Origin of the sequence: uncultured Aquimarina sp. (assembly GCF_947492965.1) — a bacterium.
Classification (GTDB): Bacteria; Bacteroidota; Bacteroidia; order Flavobacteriales; family Flavobacteriaceae; genus Aquimarina.
In genome coordinates this window covers 40,173-62,727 of the sequence record NZ_CANLOZ010000004.1, presented here as the reverse complement: position 1 = coordinate 62,727, position 22,555 = coordinate 40,173, and the positions used below count along the sequence as shown (strand labels likewise).

At 33.3% G+C, this 22,555-nt stretch carries 16 protein-coding genes; 7 read left to right on the top strand and 9 right to left on the bottom strand.

The genetic code is table 11. The features are described 5' to 3' along the window. Positions 1-191 precede the first annotated feature (191 nt). The 3 genes from Q1B37_RS11525 to Q1B37_RS11515 all read right to left on the bottom strand — a co-directional run bounded on the left by Q1B37_RS11525 (position 192) and on the right by Q1B37_RS11515 (position 3,502). Positions 192-1,673, bottom strand: coding sequence for a sodium:alanine symporter family protein (locus Q1B37_RS11525; protein ID WP_299899325.1), 1,482 nt, complete (start codon positions 1,671-1,673; stop codon positions 192-194). Between the two features lie 206 nt (positions 1,674-1,879). Then, positions 1,880-3,025: a hypothetical protein gene (locus Q1B37_RS11520; protein WP_299898788.1), complete on the bottom strand. Its 1,146-nt coding sequence runs from the start codon at positions 3,023-3,025 to the stop codon at positions 1,880-1,882. Between the two features lie 24 nt (positions 3,026-3,049). Further along, positions 3,050-3,502 (bottom strand): Lrp/AsnC family transcriptional regulator, encoded by a 453-nt coding sequence (locus Q1B37_RS11515; protein ID WP_299899323.1) that lies wholly within the window; start codon positions 3,500-3,502, stop codon positions 3,050-3,052. A 147-nt stretch (positions 3,503-3,649) separates the two neighbouring features. Here Q1B37_RS11515 and Q1B37_RS11510 point away from each other — a divergent pair, with 147 nt between their 5' ends. Next, positions 3,650-3,991, top strand: a complete 342-nt coding sequence (locus tag Q1B37_RS11510; RefSeq protein WP_299606507.1) for a hypothetical protein — start codon at positions 3,650-3,652, stop codon at positions 3,989-3,991. A gap of 10 nt (positions 3,992-4,001) precedes the next feature. On the opposite strand, the gene Q1B37_RS11505 is transcribed toward Q1B37_RS11510, so the two are convergent. The 3 genes from Q1B37_RS11505 to Q1B37_RS11495 form a co-directional block, all read right to left on the bottom strand. Then, entirely contained in the window at positions 4,002-5,192 is a 1,191-nt protein-coding gene (locus Q1B37_RS11505; RefSeq protein WP_299898786.1) for a hypothetical protein, read from the bottom strand. Further along, positions 5,192-6,520 (bottom strand): amidohydrolase family protein, encoded by a 1,329-nt coding sequence (locus Q1B37_RS11500; protein ID WP_299898784.1) that lies wholly within the window; start codon positions 6,518-6,520, stop codon positions 5,192-5,194. Before Q1B37_RS11500 ends, Q1B37_RS11505 begins: the two co-directional genes overlap by 1 nt. A 160-nt stretch (positions 6,521-6,680) precedes the next feature. Then, positions 6,681-10,115, bottom strand: coding sequence for a methylmalonyl-CoA mutase family protein (locus Q1B37_RS11495; protein ID WP_299898781.1), 3,435 nt, complete (start codon positions 10,113-10,115; stop codon positions 6,681-6,683). A 273-nt stretch (positions 10,116-10,388) separates the two neighbouring features. Here Q1B37_RS11495 and Q1B37_RS11490 point away from each other — a divergent pair, with 273 nt between their 5' ends. Together Q1B37_RS11490 and purU are read left to right on the top strand one after the other, a co-directional pair. Next, positions 10,389-13,001: a zinc-dependent metalloprotease gene (locus Q1B37_RS11490; RefSeq protein ID WP_299898779.1), complete on the top strand. Its 2,613-nt coding sequence runs from the start codon at positions 10,389-10,391 to the stop codon at positions 12,999-13,001. Between the two features lie 209 nt (positions 13,002-13,210). Then, positions 13,211-14,065, top strand: a complete 855-nt coding sequence (gene purU / locus Q1B37_RS11485) for a formyltetrahydrofolate deformylase (RefSeq protein WP_299898777.1) — start codon at positions 13,211-13,213, stop codon at positions 14,063-14,065. Here purU and Q1B37_RS11480 read toward each other — a convergent pair. Next, a complete protein-coding gene (locus Q1B37_RS11480; protein ID WP_299898775.1) occupies positions 14,060-15,016 on the bottom strand; it encodes an MBL fold metallo-hydrolase in 957 nt (318 codons plus the stop codon). The genes purU and Q1B37_RS11480 overlap by 6 nt on opposite strands. A gap of 111 nt (positions 15,017-15,127) precedes the next feature. On the opposite strand from Q1B37_RS11480, the gene Q1B37_RS11475 reads away from it, so the two are divergent. The 4 genes from Q1B37_RS11475 (at position 15,128) to Q1B37_RS11460 (ending at position 20,878) form a co-directional block, all read left to right on the top strand. Next, positions 15,128-15,847 carry a DUF4197 domain-containing protein gene (locus tag Q1B37_RS11475; protein ID WP_299606488.1) on the top strand — a complete coding sequence of 240 codons (720 nt, stop codon included), beginning with the start codon at positions 15,128-15,130 and terminating at the stop codon, positions 15,845-15,847. Positions 15,848-16,127: 280 nt separating this feature from the next. Then, a complete protein-coding gene (locus tag Q1B37_RS11470) occupies positions 16,128-19,142 on the top strand; it encodes a TonB-dependent receptor (protein WP_299898773.1) in 3,015 nt (1,004 codons plus the stop codon). 47 nt (positions 19,143-19,189) lie between these two features. After that, the gene (locus tag Q1B37_RS11465; RefSeq protein WP_299898772.1) at positions 19,190-20,551 is read left to right on the top strand and encodes a RagB/SusD family nutrient uptake outer membrane protein; all 1,362 of its coding nucleotides are present in this window, start codon (positions 19,190-19,192) and stop codon (positions 20,549-20,551) included. A 150-nt stretch (positions 20,552-20,701) separates the two neighbouring features. Continuing rightward, positions 20,702-20,878, top strand: a complete 177-nt coding sequence (locus tag Q1B37_RS11460) for a Lacal_2735 family protein (RefSeq protein WP_299606479.1) — start codon at positions 20,702-20,704, stop codon at positions 20,876-20,878. 11 nt (positions 20,879-20,889) lie between these two features. Here the strand turns inward: Q1B37_RS11460 and Q1B37_RS11455 are convergent, their stop codons facing one another. After that, positions 20,890-21,675: an alpha/beta hydrolase gene (locus Q1B37_RS11455; RefSeq protein WP_299898770.1), complete on the bottom strand. Its 786-nt coding sequence runs from the start codon at positions 21,673-21,675 to the stop codon at positions 20,890-20,892. Between the two features lie 89 nt (positions 21,676-21,764). Continuing rightward, positions 21,765-22,547 (bottom strand): ABC transporter substrate-binding protein, encoded by a 783-nt coding sequence (locus tag Q1B37_RS11450; protein ID WP_299898769.1) that lies wholly within the window; start codon positions 22,545-22,547, stop codon positions 21,765-21,767. Between the last annotated feature and the right edge of the window lie 8 nt (positions 22,548-22,555).

The following is a 22,555-nucleotide window of genomic DNA, read 5'->3' as shown; positions in this document are numbered from 1 at the left end:
GGTTTTTGAAATATCTAAAATAGAAAAATTAAATAAAAAAACGCTCAGAGTTTTGCTCGAGCGTTTTTCCTATCCTTTTCCCGTACTCTCTTTGGTTCTAAGAACCAATGTCCTCACACAAGATTTTGATAAATTTTACACACTTATAATACATCAAACCTTGTGCCAAAATTTAGAAAATATTGACCTAATTAATTACTATTAGCAATTGCATTTTTATACTTCTTTAATTCAGTTGCTACTTTTGGAGTTAGCATAAATAATCCTATTATATTAGGTACTAACATCGAAAAAATCATGGCATCCGAAAAATCGGTTACAGCAGTTAGACTAGCCGCAGAACCAATAATTACACAAATACAAAATATAGTTTTGTAGATATAAGCCACATATTTTTTTCTTCCAAATAAATAGGACCAAGCTTGATAACCATAATACGACCAAGAAATCATTGATGAAAAAGCGAAGAGTATGACTGCAAAACTTAGCAAATAAGGAAACCATGAAATACCACTTTCCAACGCATTTGCTGTTAGTAGAACACCTTGCTCATCAGATATTTCGGCTCCAACATTAATTTGACCAGTTATAATTAAAACCAATGCAGTCATTGTACAAATCACGACTGTATCGATAAATGGTTCTAGTAAAGCTACTAATCCTTCGCTTGCCGCATATTTTGTTTTCACCGCTGCATGAGCAATGGATGCGGATCCAATACCTGCTTCATTAGAAAAAGCAGCTCGTCTAAATCCTTGTATCATAACTCCAACCATTCCACCAGCTATCCCTTTTGCGCTAAAAGCACCATCAATAATGGATATGAAAGCTTCTGGAACTATCTGATAATTGATTACTATTATTGTAATAACAGCGAGTACATAGACTACAACCATTGCAGGTACAATCTTGTCTGTTACTCTGGCAATTTTCTTAATTCCTCCTATAATTACAATGGCTACTAAAATTGCCATGATTAAACCGAAAAGCCATCCTTTTCCATAAAAGAAACTGTTTTCTCCTCCAGTTACATGTTCGAACAACTTAAAAGCTTGGTTGGCTTGAAACATATTTCCTCCACCAAAAGAACCACCAACGCACATAATTGCAAATATTACTGCTAGTATCTTTCCTAATTTAGAAAATCCTTTTTCTCTAAGACCTTTACTTAGATAATACATTGGACCACCATAAACTGTTCCGTCTTCTGTAACTTCCCTATAAGCTACTCCTAACGTACATTCTACAAACTTGGATGCCATTCCTAAAAAACCTACTAATATCATCCAAAAAGTAGCTCCTGCTCCACCGATAGATAATGCAATAGCTACACCTGCAATATTACCTAATCCTACGGTAGCTGATAAAGCAGCTGTTAATGCCTGAAAATGACTTACCTCACCAATTTCTCCTTCTACCGTTGCTGTATCTGGTTGATCTCCATTTGTGGTTTGAACAGATTCCGAGACTTGTAATGTTTCTGAATCTTCAAGTGCATCATATTTTCCTCTTATGATTTGAATAGAAGTCCAAAAACTTCTAAAGTTGATTCCCTTAAAGTAAATGGTAAAATATGAGGCACCCAGTAAAAGTACAACTAACACCCAAGGAATACCTACCTGCGATGTGATTGGAATTTCAGCAAAAATTGCATCCACAAACCAATCTGTCATATTTTTAAATCCTGAATTAATCTTTTGATCAAAAGACTGTATTTCTTGCGCTGTTCCCTTTACGTATCCTAGAAAACAAAGACATCCCGTTATAATTTTTTTCATCTGACCGATTTTTTGATTTCGGACGAAGATTGAATAAAACTATCTATGAGAAAAGATTACGCATTGATCAAATTAGCTATTATAAGTACTTAAGCACATACTTAATCACTAGTATCATTATCTAAACTGGCATATTGTAAAAGTTGGTTTGCTTTAGCAAAAGCAATAAGTTGTTCTTTCCCATCTGCCCCACTAATTTTAAGTACTTTTTTAATCTGATAAATATGGGTTTGAAAACCATCCAAACTAATATTCATAGCTTCGGCAATTTCGGTATAAGATTTACTTTCACCACATACACCCAAGTTTCCTAAAACCTCTTTTTGTCGATCGGACAACGTAATTTTTGTTGATTCCTTTAAAGAATTTATTTTAAGTTCACTCTCTTTTATACGTTCTTGTAATCTTGCAATAGTATCTAAATGACTTTCATTAGCCAATACCAACTTCTGCTGTTCTTTTAGTAAAATCTCTTTTTCTTTATTAAGTAACTCTACTTCATTTTGCTTTAATTCTTTTTCAGAAAGAAACTTCCAACTGTATAACAAAATAGAAAATAGCAATATAAATAGAAACTTAAATGACAATCCTGTTATAACTCCTAGCAAACTCCAAAATTTCTGGTCTAGAAGTTCTAATGCTTTATCCTGAGGAATGATTCTTTGCGTAACCGCTATAACGATCAAAACGAAAAGTAAAAAGCACGGTACTACCATAAACTTCATATTACGATTTGCGAAAGCTTTATTAAGCTCATTTAACAATGCAAAAGCAACAATTAAAGAAATAGGAATATCAATAAGCCAAATAAAATTATTACTAATCTCTGTATTACTGTAAGAGGTTACTATAAATACAAAGGCAATCATTATTAATATTCCACTAAACAAAGTGACAAATTCTTTTTCGGAAAAACGCTGAACTAATCGAACCACTATATTGCGTTTCTTGTGATGCTCTATGGATGGTAATGAAAGTAGAATACTTAATGAATTTGCCAAAGAAATTAGAACTCCTACATAAATGACAAGTTTATGTGTTGGACTTATATGAGATACTTCTATTAATGATATATTAATCAGGGCTCCAAAACCCCAAAGGAATATTGCCAAACCGAACCATTTAATACCAATGATGGAAATAGAAGATTGATTTTTGAACTTTTCTTTTTGATAAATCCTTTGAATTACAAAAGCTGTAATCAAACATACAATGGCTGTAACATAATATTCTAAAGTGACATACATAACGTCTTAAAGATAAGATTTAATCTATTTATCGTCCTTTCTGTTCAGAATAGGATTGTTTTCAACCACATTTGATAGAATAATATGTGTTTTGGCTTCACCATATGTAATCAATCTATCAATAAACCCTTGAAGATGAACCTGATCTTCCAACACTACTTCCATAATGATATTTTCATTACCAGTTATTCTATAACAATTAAGGACTTCTTTGAATTCTGATATCTTTGACAAAAAAGGTTTAAGGCGTCCCATAAAGGCTCTGATTGTTATAATTGCTTTTAATTGATAACCAGTTTTAGCATAGGAAACTTTGGTAGTATATCCTTCTATAATTCCTAAGTCTTCCATTTTTTTTATTCGCTCTGCAACTGCAGGAGAACTTAATCCTACATTTCTTCCGATCTCTGCATTTGACAATCTAGCATTCTCTTGTAATAGCTGTAGAATTTTCCAATTTGTATCGTCCATTATGATTTTAAATTTTCTAAATGAAAAACTTTAATTTTTAAAGCAAAATAACCATTATGCTTTAAACTAAAAAGCAATATCCTTGTAAATACACTTAATTTTGATAGTAGAATGGAGAGACGCCCCAAAAATATAATTCTATACCAAAAAGCTTTGGAAATACTTATACTATCTAAAAGTGTTTCTAAATATTTGGCTTATGATTTAGCTCCCTTAGAAAAAAACGGTAATGAAAATCCGTTTATTTACTTTACTGGTGATATCGTAAAAGATTCTGATTCTTTGGTTCCTAGAATTATAGATGTTGAAAATCAAGTTTTCCAGGATGATCGTCTAAAACATGCTAACCTTTTAGAAAACCTAACAAACAAACTATACAAAAACTGTGAACGACTGGAACGTTCTCATAGTAATGGAAAAGACTTTGTTCGACTTTTAAGAAAAGAAGTAAAGAAATTCAAAAAGTTACAGCATCATTGGATGATGACTTTATAATTTCTAATCCTCACTTTTTTGGATAAATCAATCCTCTGATTTTATCCGCTAACTCCTTTTGCTTCGTATTAGATTGGTATAAATTTGGATTATTCATAGAATACGCAACTGCAAAAATCTGAAATCTCAATCTCTCCAACATTTTTTTCATTTCGGGATCATCATCCTCATCTAACTTTTTTAGTTTCCCTAATTCTTTTTCCCACCAAGAGAATTCTATGTTATTTGGATTTTTATAATCCTCAAAAAGACGTGTCGTAAACTTTTTCGTTAAGGTAGTTTCCTTATTAAATGCTTTGGATACTGATTTAAGTTTATTTTTGTACGCTTTACTTTTATGAATTGCTTTTAGTTTGTTCGAAACGCTATCTAAATTGTAAAATGAGTTAAAGGTAATCAGCGCTCGTTCATAATTTTCAATAGCATATAATAAATCTCCTTTTTTTTCGAATTCCTGAGCCTCTCCGTATATCTTTTGATAGCTTTTATAAATTTCGGGAGCTTCTTTTTTCTTTATTCCTTTTAAATGTGCCTGAATTTCTAACCAATCAAAAGCCCTGAGAATTTGTTTTGAAGGGGTCCAACTATGATTCCCATCGTAGGTAATTAATGTGTTAGAGAAATTTAACTGTAATAAATATCCTTTTGCTCGTATCATTTCCTGATAGTTCATATCGCGATCTCCACAAACACCGGCATACGAAAAATTTTGAGTACTAGGTAAATGTGAAGACTCTAATGAAAACCCTGCACCACATCCCACTACGCCAGCAATTTGATTGGTTAATACAGCAATAGCAGAAGCCAAACGGGAACCTCCGGAAAATCCTGATAAGTATATTTCATTTTGTTTGATCTTAAAATTGGCAAACATGAAATCAAACAAACGATTGGTAATATCAAAATTTCTATCATACGGGCCGTTTCTGGTATGATTAGAACAAACCAAGATATATCCATAGTTTTCTGCAGCTTCAATAAAAGGTTGAATACCTCTTTTTCCTTCTGCTCCTGGATCAAAAATAAAAACAATCGGAGATTCTTTGGTTGCATCAAATGAATTCGGCAAATACAGCGTAAACGTTTCTTGTGTTTTTCCTGAAACCAAAACAGAATCTATAACTTTTCCGGTTTCATAGTTTTGTGCAAAGCAATTTGCGTTTACCAATAGCAACGGCATTAATATGATCCATCTAAACATTACTTATATCTTTTTCCATGTTTTATAATCACATCTACATCCTGAAGCAAACTTACATGTCTTAACACATCTCCTTTTACAGCAATGATATCAGCATACTTTCCTTCGGTAATAGTTCCTACCTTGTCCGAAACTCCCATCCAAACAGATGGCCAATAGGTAGCTGCTTTAATAGCATACATGGGATCAATTCCAAATTCATTTACCCACACATCTAATTCATTCCAAGTAGATTGACTATGAAATTTCATAGGAATTCCACTATCAGTTCCAATCATTAATACCACACCCGCATCCATTAATTGTTTAATTTTGGTTTCTAGGGTAGGCTTTCTTAATGGTGTTAATTGAAAATAAGGTAGGCGATCTTTATGCTTAAAGCTACTTTTTATATCTGCAATTATAGTATCGTGTAACCCTCTGTGCCATGAATCATTATCTAAGTGTTCTCCGTAATCTCGTACATATTCATAATTGTATAATCCTTCTACTGTAGGACACCAAAAGAGCGGTCCCAAATTCATTTGTGCTGTACGCTCTCTTATAGCATTCATAACATCATCCGGATATCTAGGCGCTGATGACAAACCTGTATGTTCGAAACAATCTGCACCCATTTTAAGTCCGGTTTTTATTTCATCAGGACGATGTCCATGCGCTACTACTTTCAATTTATACTTATGAGCTGTATCTATGACTGCTTTTACTTCTGCGCTTGTCATTTGATCCTGATCAATTAACTTAATACAATCCACACCAGCATCTGCTAGTTTTTTAATTTTCTTTTTGGCATCCTCAACTCCATTAATTCCCCATCGAAATGCTTCCGTTCCTGGATACGGCTTTTTTTGTATAAATGGTCCAGAGACATAAAGTGTTGCTCCTGGAATCTCTCCTTTATTTATGCGATCCCTAACGGATAAACTTTCTTTTAGTGGGCCTCCCAAATCTCTGGCGCTTGTTACGCCTGCCATTAATAATTGCTCAGCAGATGCTGGCATAATTACATCTTCTAATAATGGTGGATACGTTTTGTCCCAATAGGTATAATCCGCATGACCATTAATCATTGTATGTACATGCATATCCCACAATCCGGGTAAAACAGACATTCCTTCAGTAGAAATGACTTCTGCTCCTTTTGGCACTTTTAAAGTTGCTATCGTACCTATTTCTTTAATCTTATCTCCTTCGATAAGAATGACACTATTTTTAATTGGAGTGGCTCCAAAACCATCTATTAATGTTCCGCCAACTAGTGCTTTTAACGATTTTTGTTGCCCAAAAGTGCTACTACAAATAAAAAATATCAGAAGTAATTTTTTCATGATGAGTTGTGTTTCTCTAAAGATAAAAAACTATAAGAAAAGAAAAATCCCGTTATAAAACGGGATTTTAACTTATTTTCACTTAATAAGGTATAGATCCCAAAACAAGTTTGGGGTAAGCGACCTCTAAGCTTTTGCGAAAGCAAAAGCAAGAGTCTGCTTACATATTTCTTCGATACTGTCCTCCCACTTCGAATAAGGCAGAAGTAATTTGACCTAAAGAACATTTCTTACAAACCTCCATAAGAGCTTCAAATATATTTTGATTATTCACGGCTTTATGTTGTAAATCTCTCAATAATTCTGCAGTATCATCTGTATTCCCTTTATGTAATTCATTAAGCATTGTAATTTGATACTGTTTTTCCTCTTCTGTAGCTCTGATTACTTCTCCAGGAGTTACCGTTGGAGAACCTTTAGAACTTAAAAAGGTATTCACACCGATAATTGGGAATTCTCCTGTATGTTTTAAGGTTTCATAATACAAGCTTTCTTCTTGTATCTTACTGCGCTGATACATAGTTTCCATGGCTCCTAAAACACCACCTCTTTCGGTAATTCTATCGAATTCTGTAAGCACAGCTTCTTCTACCAAATCTGTTAGTTCTTCGATAATAAAAGATCCTTGAATCGGATTTTCATTCTTAGCTAGCCCTAATTCTTTATTGATGATAAGCTGTATAGCCATGGCTCTTCGTACAGATTCTTCTGTAGGCGTTGTGATAGCCTCATCATACGCATTGGTATGCAACGAATTACAATTATCATAAATAGCGTATAACGCCTGTAATGTAGTACGAATATCATTAAAATCAATTTCCTGAGCATGCAATGAGCGTCCAGAAGTTTGGATATGATATTTAAGCATCTGTGCTCTAGAATTAGCTCCATATTTATACTTCAGTGCTTTTGCCCAAATCTTACGTGCTACTCTACCAATAACCGCATACTCTGGATCAATTCCATTAGAGAAAAAGAAAGATAAATTTGGTCCAAATTTATTGATATCCATTCCTCTACTTAGATAGTATTCCACATACGTAAATCCATTCGCTAATGTTAAAGCTAATTGTGTAATTGGATTGGCTCCTGCTTCTGCAATGTGATATCCAGATATAGAAACAGAATAGAAGTTACGTACTTGTTTGTCGATAAAATATTCCTGTACATCTCCCATTAGTCGCAAAGCAAATTCTGTAGAAAAAATACACGTATTTTGTGCTTGATCTTCTTTCAAAATATCCGCCTGTACGGTACCACGAACCGTATTTAAGGTAGTTGCTTTAATTTCTTGATAGACATCTGCAGGTAACACCTGATCTCCAGTAACACCTAATAACATTAGTCCTAATCCATCATTTCCTTCCGGAAGATCACCTTGGTAAGCAGGTCTTTCTACGCCTTTGTCCTTGTATATTTTCTTAATCTTTGCTTCTACATCAGCTTCAAGACTATTTTCTTTGATATATTTTTCACAATTCTGATCAATTGCGGCATTCATAAAGAATCCTAACAACATTGGAGCTGGTCCATTAATCGTCATACTTACAGATGTCATCGCATGCGTAAGATCAAAACCAGAATATAGTTTCTTAGCATCATCCAAGCAACAGATAGAAACTCCGGCATTACCAATCTTACCATAAATATCAGGTCTATGATCAGGATCGTTTCCGTAAAGCGTTACAGAGTCAAAAGCAGTTGACAAACGTTTTGCTGGCATTCCCAAACTCACATAATGAAAACGTCTATTGGTTCGTTCTGGTCCTCCTTCTCCTGCAAACATACGTGTTGGATCTTCTCCAGTACGTTTAAATGGATATAAACCAGAAGCAAAAGGAAATTCTCCTGGAACGTTTTCTTGCAAACACCATTTTAGAATATCTCCCCAAGCTTGATACTTTGGCAAAGCCACCTTTGGAATCTGACTATGCGATAGGGATTCTGTATGTGTTTCGATCTTTATTTCCTTATCTCTAACTTTAAAAGTATAAATAGGATCTTTATATTTTTGAACTTTAGCTGCCCAACCAATGATAGTTTCCCAATTATGAGGATCAAGATTTAGTTTTACTCTATCAAACTCTGCCAATAATAATTTTAAGAAATCTTCATTATCCTCGTTTTTTGCCTTTCTTAATATCTCATCATCAATTCCATTCTTGGACAGGTCTATAAAATCTAGATTTACAACGCTACAAATCGTCTTATAAATACCATATAACTTTTGCGCTACTTCTACCTGAGTGCTAACCGTTTTGTCATAGGCTCTATTATTTTCTGAAATCTCAGACAGGTAACGTGTTCTACTTGGCGGAATAACAAAAATCTTTTCAGACATTTCCTTAGAAATATGAAAATCCGATTGTAGATCTGCACCAGTTTTCTCCACTACCTTATCCATTATTGCCTTGTATAAGGTATTCATTCCAGGATCATTGAACTGAGATGCAATAGTTCCGTATACTGGTAAATCATCTTGTGGAACATCCCACAACTGATGATTACGCATATATTGTTTTTTTACATCTCTTAATGCATCTAAAGAACCTCTTTTATCAAACTTGTTAATAGCTACAAGATCTGCAAAATCAAGCATGTCGATTTTTTCTAACTGTGTAGCAGCTCCAAACTCTGGCGTCATTACGTATAAAGAAGTATCACTATGCTCTAGAATTTCGGTATCAGATTGTCCAATCCCTGAGGTTTCTAATATGATCAAATCAAACTCAGCAGCTTTTAAAACTTCAATAGCTTCTGCTACATATTTTGATAATGCAAGATTGGATTGTCGTGTGGCTAATGAACGCATATATACTCTTGGAGAGTTAATTGCGTTCATACGAATTCGATCTCCTAATAAAGCTCCGCCGGTTTTTCTTTTTGAAGGATCTACAGAAATAAGTCCAATGGTTTTATTCGGGAAATCAATTAAAAAACGACGAACTAGCTCATCCACCAGAGAAGATTTTCCTGCTCCACCAGTTCCAGTAATACCAAGAACTGGGGTTTTGGATGTTTTATTTTTCTCGTGTATTTGATCTAAAGTCTTTTTAGCGATTTCAGGAAAATTTTCTGCAGAAGAAATTACTCGAGCAATAGCTCCAATCTCTTTATCTACAAGATGATCTGCTTCTCCATTAAGACTATCTCCAATAGGAAAATCAGATTGCTGTACCAAATCATTAATCATACCTTGCAATCCTAACTCACGACCATCATCCGGAGAATAAATACGTGTGATACCGTACTCCATCAAATCCTTAATTTCTTCTGGTAGGATCACTCCTCCTCCTCCTCCAAATATTTTGATATGAGATGCTCCTTTTTCTTTTAGCAAATCATACATATATTTAAAGTATTCATTATGACCTCCCTGATAGGAAGTCATCGCAATTGCATTAGCATCTTCCTGTATTGCGCAGTTCACTACTTCCTCTACACTTCTATCATGACCTAAATGAATTACTTCAACTCCTGTGGATTGAATAATTCTACGCATAATATTTATAGCGGCATCATGACCATCAAAAAGAGATGCTGCAGTTACAATTCTAACTTTATTCTTTGGTTTATAAGGTGCAATTTGTTCCATTGATAATAAAAAGGATTTTTAGCGCTGCTAATTTACGAAATACGCATTGAAAACGAATATTTTTTTAGAATTATATAATTTATTTAACCCTATTTGTCGTTTCATTAATTTTCATTCAAAGTTACATCTATTTATTTTTATGGATTACGACAAAAACTTATTTTAATTGATGGTAAAACTCATTAATAAAATGTTAACACTATTGTTAAAGAATTTCAAACTATATAGAGAAAGTGATATCTTCCCCGATTATTGAACAAATACTTTTTTAAAATGAAAATTTCATCATCAAAAAACAAATTAATCATCTTATCGCTCGCTTTTGCATTAGGGTTGGGGATCCAAAATGCAGATGCACAACGTAAGAAAAAGAAAAAATCAAAAAAAGGAGATACTGAACAAGTTGATACTCCTAAAAAGGATTCTAAAGAAAAATCAATTGAAGATCTTACCAAAAAGAGTAAAAAAATCGAAGGTTTATTTACCGTGTATAGAGATACCATAGACGGGAGTACCCAAATGCTGATCAAAAAAGATCAGATTGGAAAAGAATTCATTTATTTCAGTCAGATTTCTGATGGAGTTTTAGAAGCAGGTGCTTTTAGAGGATCCTACATGAATAATAAGGTTTTTAAAATTGAAAAACATTTTAATAAGATTGAATTTGTAACTCAAAATGCGTCTTTCTATTTTGATGAGAGCAGTGCTTTATCAAAAGCCTCCAACGCTAATATTAGTGAAGGAATTATGGCTAGTTTAAAAATTGAAGCGCAGGATGATGAAAAAGGTTTTTATCTTATAAAATCGGACAACCTTTTCCTTAAAGAAACTTTTGAGCAGATTAAAATGCCTAATTTTCCGGGACAATCTCCTTTCTCATTTAAAGTAGGTTCTCTTAGTAAGGAAAAAACCAAAATCAAAACGATTAAAAACTACCCAGAGAATTTAAATATCAACACTCATTATGTATATTCTAAACCGAATGTACTTAATGGAGGGTCTGCTGCAGTGACTGACGGTAGAAATGTAACCATTAAGGTAGAACATAGCTTAATAGCGATGCCAGAAAATGATTATCAACCACGATTTGATGATCCAAGAATAGGGTATTTCTTTACACAAGTAACTGATATGACCTCTGCAAGTGCTACGCCGTACAGAGATCTTATACATCGTTGGAATCTTGTAAAAAAAGACCCTAACCTTGCACTTTCAGAACCTGTAACACCGATTACTTGGTGGATAGAAAACACAACTCCAGTAGAGTTTAGAGAAACGATTAAAGAAGCTGTTTTAGAATGGAATCATTCTTTTGAAAAGGCTGGTTTTAAAAATGCTATGGTCGTTAAAGTACAACCAGACGATGCAGATTGGGACGCTGGAGACATTAGATACAATGTACTTAGATGGACTTCTTCGCCAAGACCTCCTTTTGGAGGTTACGGACCTAGTTTCGTAAATCCAAGAACTGGTGAAATATTAGGAGCAGATATTATGCTAGAATATGTATATCATACGAATCGCGTTATGTATGATCGTCTTTTTAACTTATCTGCTAACAGTTATACAGAAGAAGAAAATTATCCGACCATGGCAAAGAATAAACATATGTATTGTTCTTACGGACATGTAATGCAGGAAAATTCATTATTTGGTCAGGCTGCACTAACCGCTTTTGGTGCTAGCGAAAATGAAATGGAAGGTATGAAGAAGGAAGCAATGAAAGAGCTTATCATGCATGAAGTAGGACATACTTTGGGTCTCAATCATAACATGAAAGCTAGTCAACTATTTTCTCCAGAAGAACTTAGTAATCCAGAATTCATAAAAGGAAAATGTCTTACAGGATCAGTAATGGACTATACTGCAATAAATGTTACTAATGATCCTACAAAACAAGGAGCTTATTTCTCAACAACTGTAGGACCATATGATGATTGGGCGATTCAATTTGGATATACTCCAGTAACATCTCAGAATGAATTAGAAAAAATTGCGAACCAATCTAATAAACCTGAACTAATTTTTGGTAATGATGCTGATGATATGCGTTCTCCAGGTAAGGCTATTGATCCGAGAGTAATGATTGGAGATATGTCTAACGATCAAATTACTTATTCTATCAACCGAATAGAATTAGTGAATGAAATGATGAATAAAATTAAACTGAAGTTTAGCAGAAAAGGAGCTTCCTATCAGGAATTACGCCAGGCATATTACATCCTTAAAGGCCAGTATGCTAGTGCTGGAAATGTTATTTCGAGATTTATCGGAGGTGTATATGTTGATAGAAGTATGGTTGGTCAAGATCCAAATGCTAAGCCATTTACTCCCGTTAGTTATGAAGATCAGAAAAGAGCCATGAATGCACTTAAAAAATATGTATTTGCTCCTGATGCTTACAGTGTTCCTAATGATCTTTACAATTATATTGCAATGCAGCGAAGAGGATATAACTTTTTCGGTGGCCCAGAAGATCCTAAAATTCATGATCTTACACTAGGTCTTCAGAAAAGGGTTTTAGATCACATTCTACACCCAAATACCTTACAACGTATAACAGATTCAGAATTATACGGTAATAAGTATATCTTATCTGAGTATATGACGGACTTAAATAACGCTATTTTCCAAGCTGATGCTGCAGGATCCATTAATACATTTAGACAAAACCTTCAGTTAGAATACACAAAAAGGCTTATTAATATTATTGCATCCAACACCGCAAAAGGTCCAAAGTATACATATGCCTCTAAGTCTATGGCTTTATATAACTTAAAGAGAATTAGATCAATGATTTCTAATGGATCTGGAAATAAGTTATCAAAAGCTCATAAAGATCATTTAAGAACTTTGATTAACAATGTAGTAGAAGACATAAAATAAACTTCTATGTCTTAATAACTTAAAAAGGCTGATTTATAGAATCAGCCTTTTTTATTACCAATACTTCAGAAAAAACAGAGATATATTTTAAAATATCTAAAAAGGTTTTACTTATTTCAAATTTGTAGGAGATTATTACAAATTTTATATACTAAATAGTATGTTTATATCTTAATTAAACTTAAACCAACCCACCACATTAAGATCAAATGAAAAAGACCACACTTCTTATTCACTGTTTAGACAAAAAAGGAATCATTGCCACAGTCACCAATTTTATCTTAGCAAAAAAAGGAAACACTGTCTACATAGAGCAACATGTAGATAGAGAGTTAGGTGAGTTTTTCATGAGGTTAGAATGTGAATTTGATCAAGATGAAGAAAAGTTAGCATTATTCAAAGAATCCTTTAATAAGGTGGTTGCGGATAATTATAATATGCATTGGGAAATGTACAACGCAGAAAAAAAGCCTAAAATGGCTCTTTTTGTCTCTAAATATGATCACTGCTTGTATGATATTTTGAGTAGGCATGCTTCTGGAGAGCTTAAAGCAAAAATACCTATCATCATCAGTAATCATCTTGATCTAAAACCAATTGCCGATAGTTTTAAAATTCCATTTAAACATATTCCTGTTACTAAAACAAACAAAGCCGAAGCTGAAGCGGGACAATTAGCACTACTTCAAGAGCATAAAGTAGATTTCATTGTCTTAGCGAGATATATGCAAATACTTTCAGAAAACTTTGTAAATCAATTTACAAATAGAATTATTAATATCCACCATTCTTTTTTACCAGCTTTTCCCGGAGCCAAACCATATCATTCTGCTTATGAACGTGGTGTAAAAATTATTGGTGCTACTAGCCATTATGTAACTTCAGATCTGGATGAAGGCCCTATTATCGAGCAGGAAGTAGTTCGTGTATCACACATCCATAACGTTCAGGATTTTATTCTAAAAGGTAGAGATCTGGAAAAAATAGTGCTATCGCGGGCCATCAAACATCATATAGAAAGAAAAGTGTTGGTCTATAATAACAAAACAGTCATTTTCTCATAAACCGAATACATCTCCTGTATTAGCAAACTTATACCCTTCTTCTTCTAACTTTTTTCTATCCTTATTTTCTGGATTTATTAAAGGGTTAGAGTGATTAAAATGGATGAATATAATTTTTGATTTCATCTCTTTACTTTTATTATTGAACAACTCTATGGTTTCTTGAATAAACGGATGAGGAACTTCAGACATAGGTCTAGGAATTTCTCCATCCTTAAAAAAAGTAGCATCCAAAAACGCATAGTCTACCTTTTTTACCTCATCCACAATATTATTTTCCCAAAGAGACCATTTATTAATATCTGGAATAAATAATGCCGTCTTGGTTGGGCCCGATATTTTATACCCTACCGTTTCAGAAAATTCATCTCTATGAGGTACTGTAAATGGAGTAACATTAATCTCATTTGTTATCCTCAAAGGTTCTTTATCATTCAAACTCTGTATCCTGATATTATTTAGTGCTAACAGTTGAGACCAAGGTCCATTTGATTCTAAAAAAGATTTCATTTTAGGCATAGCAAAAACATTAATATCTTTTGCTCCCATTGCTTCTCTACCAAAATACATAAGACCTGTATAATGTCCGATATGCGCATGCGTTAGAAATACACCATTTATAATAGGATCTTGATCAAGAAAATGTGCATCTAACATTGCCAATTGTTCTGGCAGATCAGGAGTTGCCTCTATCAAAAACTTTTTCTTCGCTTTTTCATCTACTAATCCTAAAGAAACCACTAACTCCTTTTTAATTTTACCAGAAGCCACAGCCTCAAATTCATTGGTATTATTAATATGAGGATATCCTCCATCCTGTGCGATTCCTAATACGGTGATATATTGTAGTGCGTCATTATATCGCGAAGATGTTCCTTTTGTCGAATCTTCTTTATTTTTACAAGAAATAATGAAAAGAGATAGAGCGAAAAAAATTAACTTTGAATTCATAGAGAAGAATATCTACTCAAATCTAACAATAAATTAAGAAATGATTGGTGACATGTAAATTGTCCACGAAAGAAACTCTTCCTAGATTACAAATACTTAAACACAAAAAAGATGAAAAGATTTTTGCTAATACTCGTTATATTTCAACTTACCAGTTGTGCAGAACTGCAGCAAGTTATAGAAAGCCTTCCGCAAGAAACTACTGGTGGTATCGGTCTTAGTAATGTTGATATTGGAAATGGTCTACGGCAAGCATTAGATAAAGGGATCGACAAACAAGTAACAAAACTTACGCAAAAAGATGGTTTTTTTAGAAATGAATTGGTAAAAATTGTATTACCTGATGAACTTAAAAAAGTAGATAAATCATTGCGAGATATTGGATTAGATAATTTAGCTGATGAAGGTTTAAAAGTATTAAATAGAGCTGCTGAAGATGCGGTAAAAGAAGCGACTCCTATTTTTGTAAATGCAGTAAAGCAAATTACATTTAATGATGCTAAACAAATTTTACTTGGTAATCAGGATGCTGCGACACAATATCTTAAGGGAACTACAAAAACTGCCTTATACTCAAAATTTAACCCTGTTATAAAAAATTCACTTTCCAAAGTAGGAGCAGATAGAGTTTGGTCTAATATTATTAATAAGTATAACAGTATTCCTTTTACGAACAAAGTAAACCCTGATCTTACAGATTACGTTACAGGTGAGGCATTAAATGGTGTTTATACCATGATTGCAGTGGAAGAAGGTGAAATAAGAACCAAATTAAGTTCAAGAACTACCGATTTACTTAGAAAAGTTTTTGCGCTTCAGGACGGTAAATAAAAGCTCAGAAGGAATAACCTTACACTTTATACACTTCATCTAATCTTGTATGGTTTTCAACGATTTTTCAAATTTTTCACAAAAATTCAGCTTTTTATTTAATTTATAGATTTAATAACAATCAATAAGATTTTTTTATAAGAATACGGAACCCCTTCAAGAGAAGGGGTTCAATTATTCTCAAAACCGAACCATCCATTTCAAGGAGGTAATTATGTTGTAGGACTTTTTTTATCGAGAGATTCATTTAATTTCGCGTCCGATTTTAAAAAAGCCCTCAATGAAAAACTTAATCAAGCTTAGCATAGCTATAGCTATTTTCGTATGCTCTGGTCTTATTCAGGCCCAAGAGAAAACAGTAACCGGAATGGTTACAGACCCTTCAGGAATTCCACTTCCAGGAACAAATATTTTAGTTAAGAACACTGATAATGGGGTACAAACCGATTTTGATGGTAATTATTCTATCGAAGCTAATATCGGTGATACACTTATCTTTTCTTACGTAGGTTTCGAAACACAAGAAGTTATAATCTCCTCATCTTTAGTAATCAATGTTGCGCTTAAAGATAATGTTGAAGGATTAGACCAAGTAGTAGTAATAGGATACGGAAGTTCCTCCAAAAAACAAATTACCACGAGTGTTGCAAGCATACAAGCTGAAGGAATAGGTGATATTAACACTCCAAGTATTCAATCTTTGATGACCAGTAAAGTTACTGGTGTTCAAATAACTCAACTTTCTGGAAGAGTTGAATCTGGTATAAAAGTAAGGGTAAGAGGTGTCTCTACAGTAGGCGCATCTCAAGAACCATTATATGTTTTAGATGGAGTACCCCTAATTAATGATGATGAATCCATCAACAACTCTCCTATCAACCCATTAATAGGACTTAATCCTAATGACATTGATTCCATCGACTTCCTTAAGGATGCATCTGCAGCGGCCATATATGGAGCTAGAGGAACTAATGGTGTGATCATTATCACTACTAAAAAAGGCAAAGCAGAAAAGACCAAAGTTACATTGAACACTGCTTCTGGATGGAACTTTGCTACCAACAAAAGAGAGTATTTAAACGCCGAACAATATGTTGATTTCTACACCGAAGCCGCATTAAATAGCGGACTTTCATTAAGCGAAATTGAAAGTCGATTTGATCAACTATCTCTAGGGAGAGATTGGAGAAATAATCAAGTGGATACCGATTGGCAAAATCTTGCATTAGTAGAGGGTATCACTCAAGATATAGATTTATCCGCTTCTGGCGGAAGTAAAAATCTAACTTACTATGTTTCTACTTCATACAACAAAACAGAAGGTATTATACTTGGGAATGAATTAGACCGCTATACTTTGAGAGCTAAAGTAGATGCAGACGTTACTAAAAAATCAAAAATTGGAGCGAATATAAATATCTCTAAGGTAACGATTGATCGTCTTTCCAATGACAATGCTTTTATTTCACCTCTTCAATCTATAGCGCAATCTCCTCTTACACCCGCTTTATTAGAAGATGGCACAGCTAACGTAGATGGAAACTCAACTTTATTTCAAAATTTCTTAGGACAGGAACAAACAGGAAGATTTGTTACCGACATTTGGAGAACTACGGCAAATATATACGGTGATTTCTACATTAATGATTATTTAAGATTTAAATCTGAAGTTGGTTACGATTCTAATAATCAGAATGCAGAAAGATTCTCTGGAAGTTTGACAGAATTTGCTTCAGCAGGAGGTGTTGGTACGGTTAGTAATGCTATTACCGAAAGATATATTTTAACCAATTATCTAACCTATAAACGTAATCTTGGTGATGCAGTGGATTTTTCTGCTACACTTGGAGGTAGTTTCGAGGAAACCAATCGCAAAAGTCAATTCACGATAGGACAAGGTTTCCCATCAGATGATTTACAAACCTTAGATAATGCAGTGTTAATAACAAACGGAGGATCTAATAAAACCAAATATAACTTTCTATCTTATTTTGCAAGATCCCGTTTTTCTATTGCAGAAAAATATCTTATAAACTTAAGTATTCGTAGAGACGGTTCTTCAAGATTTGGCCAAGATTCTCAGTTCGGATGGTTCCCTGCTGCTTCTGCTGCTTGGATAGTTAGTAACGAACGATTTTTAAGCAATTCTTATTTCCTAAGTAATTTTAAATTAAGAGGAAGTTGGGGTATTACTGGAAATGCAGAAATCGGAGATTTCGCAAGTAAAGATCTCTATGGAGTTACTACCTATGATGAAAGACTCGGTGTCTCTCCAATTCAAATAGGAGATAATGAATTACGATGGGAAAAAACTACTCAGTATGACTTAGGAGCTGATTTTGGCTTGTTTAATAATGTCATTTCAGGAGAGTTCGATTATTATAACAAAACCACAAATGATTTATTATTTAATCAGCCATTACCAGGTACTTCAGGTTTCACTTCAGTTGTAAGAAATATTGGTGAGATCGTAAATGAAGGGTTTGAAGTAAGCTTGAATGCAAGAATTATTTCAAAACCATCTGTAATATGGAGTATAGGTGCACTCTTTACTAAAAATACAAATGAAGTTACTGATCTTCCTAGTGGAGACATTATAGATGGAGTAAATATTATTAGAAAAGGAGAAACTTTATCTTCATTCTATCTGTATGAGTACGCTGGTGTAGATCCTGCTAATGGAGATGCATTATTTTACACAAATACATTAAATGCTGATGGTTCGTTAGATAAATCAACTACGAATAATCTGTCAAACGCAAATAGGATAGTTACTGGAAACCCTTTTCCTGAATATCAAGTTGGATTTACCAACAATCTAAAAGTGAATGGATTTGATTTTCAATTTACATTCCAAGGAGAATTCGGAGCTTCAATTTTTGATCAAGCAGGTAAATTCTCTTCTGGTAATGGTAAATTTTTCGATAACCAAACTGTCGATCAGTTAAACAGATGGCAAAACCCAGGTGACATTACCGATGTTCCACAAGCAAGATTAAATCAAGACAATGGGCAAGCTGATTCTACTCGTTATCTTCAGGAGGCTGACTTCATTCGACTTAGAAATATTACACTTGGATATACGATCAATCCTACCTTTTCTAAAAGGTTCTATTTAGAAAAAGTAAGATTCTATTTTAGTGGTTTAAATTTATTTACTATTACTGACTATGATGGATATGATCCTGAGTCGACTGCAGATTTTAATGGAAATTCTGGAGTAAGAACTGGTATCTCCTTCTACTCTGCTCCACCAGCAAAAACATACACATTAGGTTTAAATATAGAATTTTAATACCGCTATTAAAACCTATATATCATAACCAAAAAGTTAAGAAAGAAATGAAAACATATATAAAAACATTATTAACCATAACTGTTATACTAACCCAAATCAGTTGTGAAAACAGATTAGATACAGACCCTGAACAGTCGCTAACTACAGAAAACGCTTTTGATACTCCAGAAAAAGTAACAAACATATTAATTGGAGCATATGCACAAGCAGGACAAGGTGCAAGTTATGGAGGTCAATTATATACCATAGCAGAACTACTTGCAAATGATCAAGAGTTAGGATGGAACGGTACTTTTTCTGATCCAAGTGAGTTTAATAATAAAACCATAAATACCAATAATACTTTTGTTGCAGCTTTATGGTTAAATGGATACGATATCAGTAATCAAGTAAATATTGTTTTAGACAATTTAGATATATTCGAAAATCTGGATAGAAAAAATTCTGTTGAAGGTCAAGCTAAATTCTTAAGAGCGGTTACCTATTTTGATTTACTACGTTTCTTCTCTAAGCACAACAACAATCGTATAAATGATGGTGAACTTGGAGTTCCCATTGTTAGAACACCTGTTATACAGCTAGACGATATTACGTACCCAACTAGAAATACTATTGGACAAGTATATGATTTTATTATAAACGATCTAGAGGATGCTATTGCATTGTTACCGCAAACCAACGGTGTCTTTGCTTCTGCTAACGCAGCCAAATCATTATTAGCCAGAATATATTTACAAATTGGCAATTATGAGCAAGCTAGGGATCTATCCAATGAAGTAATTCAATCTGGAATATATACCCTTACAGAAACTCTTGATGATGCGTACAATAATGATGATAATTCTACTGAAGACATTTTTGCCTGGCAAGTAACCGATTCTGATGGCACAAACGGTATGAATACATTTTGGGCCACAGATAGATTTGGAGGAAGACCAGGAAATCCTGACATCTCCATAAAAGATGCATTTTTTGGAATATTTGACGATGCTAATGACGCTAGAGCGAACTATTTTTACATAGATTCGGAAACAGGATCGGGAATAGCTTCTTTTAAATGGATATTTGGAAATTCAAATATACCATTTATCAGATTACCGGAAATATATTTAATTAGAGCTGAGTCAAATTTTATTCTTAATACAGCTATTGGTGATAGTCCGCTAAACGATGTGAATGTTGTAAGAAATAGATCTAATGCATTTCCTTTCACAGATATCGAATATGTAGATATCATTTTAGAAAGATTACGCGAATTATCTTTTGAGGGTCACAAATTACATGATTTTAAAAGGTTGGAGATTTCAGTTGGAGAGCTACCTTTTGATGACAATAGATTAGTATTACCTATACCTCAAAGAGAACGAAATATCAATCCTGATTTAGAGCAAAATGAAGGGTATTAGTATAATTAATTTGAATTAGCCAATAAAGGATCGTGCAATTTAGTTTGCCCGATCCTTTTTTTAGTATAGCATTAAATAAACTTAACTTAGTCTTAAGAATCATTTTTACTGAGAGCTAATACTTTTGCATAAAAAGTAAAAGAAAGAAAAATGTTTTATTGGTCTAAGGATAAATCTGATCTCGAAAAACTACAAAAACGCTATTGTCGTTTAATGAAAAGCTCTTATATCATTGCCTTAAAAGATAAAGAAAAGAGTGATAACTTAAATGAGGAAGCAAATAAGCTTTTGATGGAAATCAAAAAATTAGATCATCAGCAATCCTAATTACTTGTCTCCTATTTACTAAATTGATGTAAGAAGGCTAAGGATTCTTCATTAAAAACCTCTGGTTGTTCTACATTTACTACGTGCCCAGAATCTTTTACCACAAAAAGATTCGAAAATTGGTGCATAGAAACAACTTTCTTTATCGATGGCAGAAATAAATAGTCTTCTTCTCCCATTACATATAAGGTAGGTATTTTAATGTCTTTAGATCTAAAGAATCTTAGTAAAGGATTGATTTCTGAAGTTAGTCTAAACCAACGAACAAATTCTTTCTGATATAGTTTTTTAGCCTCATTTACGAAAAGAACTCTTGATTCTTTATGGTTCTTTTTGGGCATTATGATAAAAGCAAAAAACTTATATAAAAACATATAAGGCACTACTGATTTAAATACAATCCCAAGCTTCATTAATACCTGCGACCTAAAGTTGAGTTTCATAATCGCTCCACCCATAATCATGCTTTCTACACGATCAGGATGTTTTTCGGCAAGATTTCTAATTAATATAGTCCCTAACGATATTCCAATAAAATGTGATGATTTAATTTCCTCTTTATCGATCACCTCTACAATATCATCTGTTATAGAATCAAAAGTATATTTAGAATTAAAAGCATCTTTAATTGCAGGTTTGGAATTACCATGACCTCTTAGATCCAAAAGGAGTACATTATAGTGCTTTCTAAATTCTCTAACTTGTTTATACCATATAGAAGAACTTCCACCTGCTCCATGAACAAAAGTTACCCATTTAGGATTCGTATTATGACGATATATAGAATAATTTAGCATATACTAACTGAAGATGTAAAGATAAGTACTTATTAGTCACTATTTGCAGAGTATTAACAGTATTTAATAGATTGTTCAAGAATTATTGATCAATGGAGGCTTTTAAAATACTTAAAAGCTAACGCAAGTCTTGATCCATACCACGAAAAATATTCTCCATCTACCAATACAACTTTGACATCTGGTATCATTTTTTCCACTTCTTGTTTATGATTTTCAGAAAAAGGAAAAGGTTCTGATGATAATAAAATCAAATCAATATTTTCTATAGATGTTAATTCCTCTTCTGATATTTCAGGATATCTTTCTTCGTTTCCATAGACATTGATAAATCCATTCAACTCCAGTAAATGATGAATAAATGTTCCTTTTCCAGCTACCATCCAAGGTTTTCTCCAAATAAAATAAGCAACTTTTTTCTGCTTTTTGTACTTAATAAATTCTAAAAAATCCTTTTGCTCTTCAAGAATCTTAGAAACTAAAAGCTTGGCTGCTTCTTGAGTATTAAAGATATCCCCGTATTGATAAATGAGTTCTATCGCTTCATCCATAGTACTAATATCGGATACATGAACTGGATGTTTTGTTTCTAACGATTCAACAATTTCCTTAGTGTTTTCTTCTTTATTACAAAGAATAATGTCAGGATTTAATTCTTCAATTTTATCCAAATGAATATTTTTCGTGCCTCCTACTACAGATTTGTCTTTTCTAATATGTATTGGATGCACACAGAACTTTGTAACACCTACTATACAATCCTCTAATCCTAATGCTACTAATAGTTCGGTTTGCGAAGGAACCAAAGAAATTATTCTTTTGGGTGTATTTAACAGTTCGATATTCCTATGTAATTGATCTTTATAAATCATGGTTATCT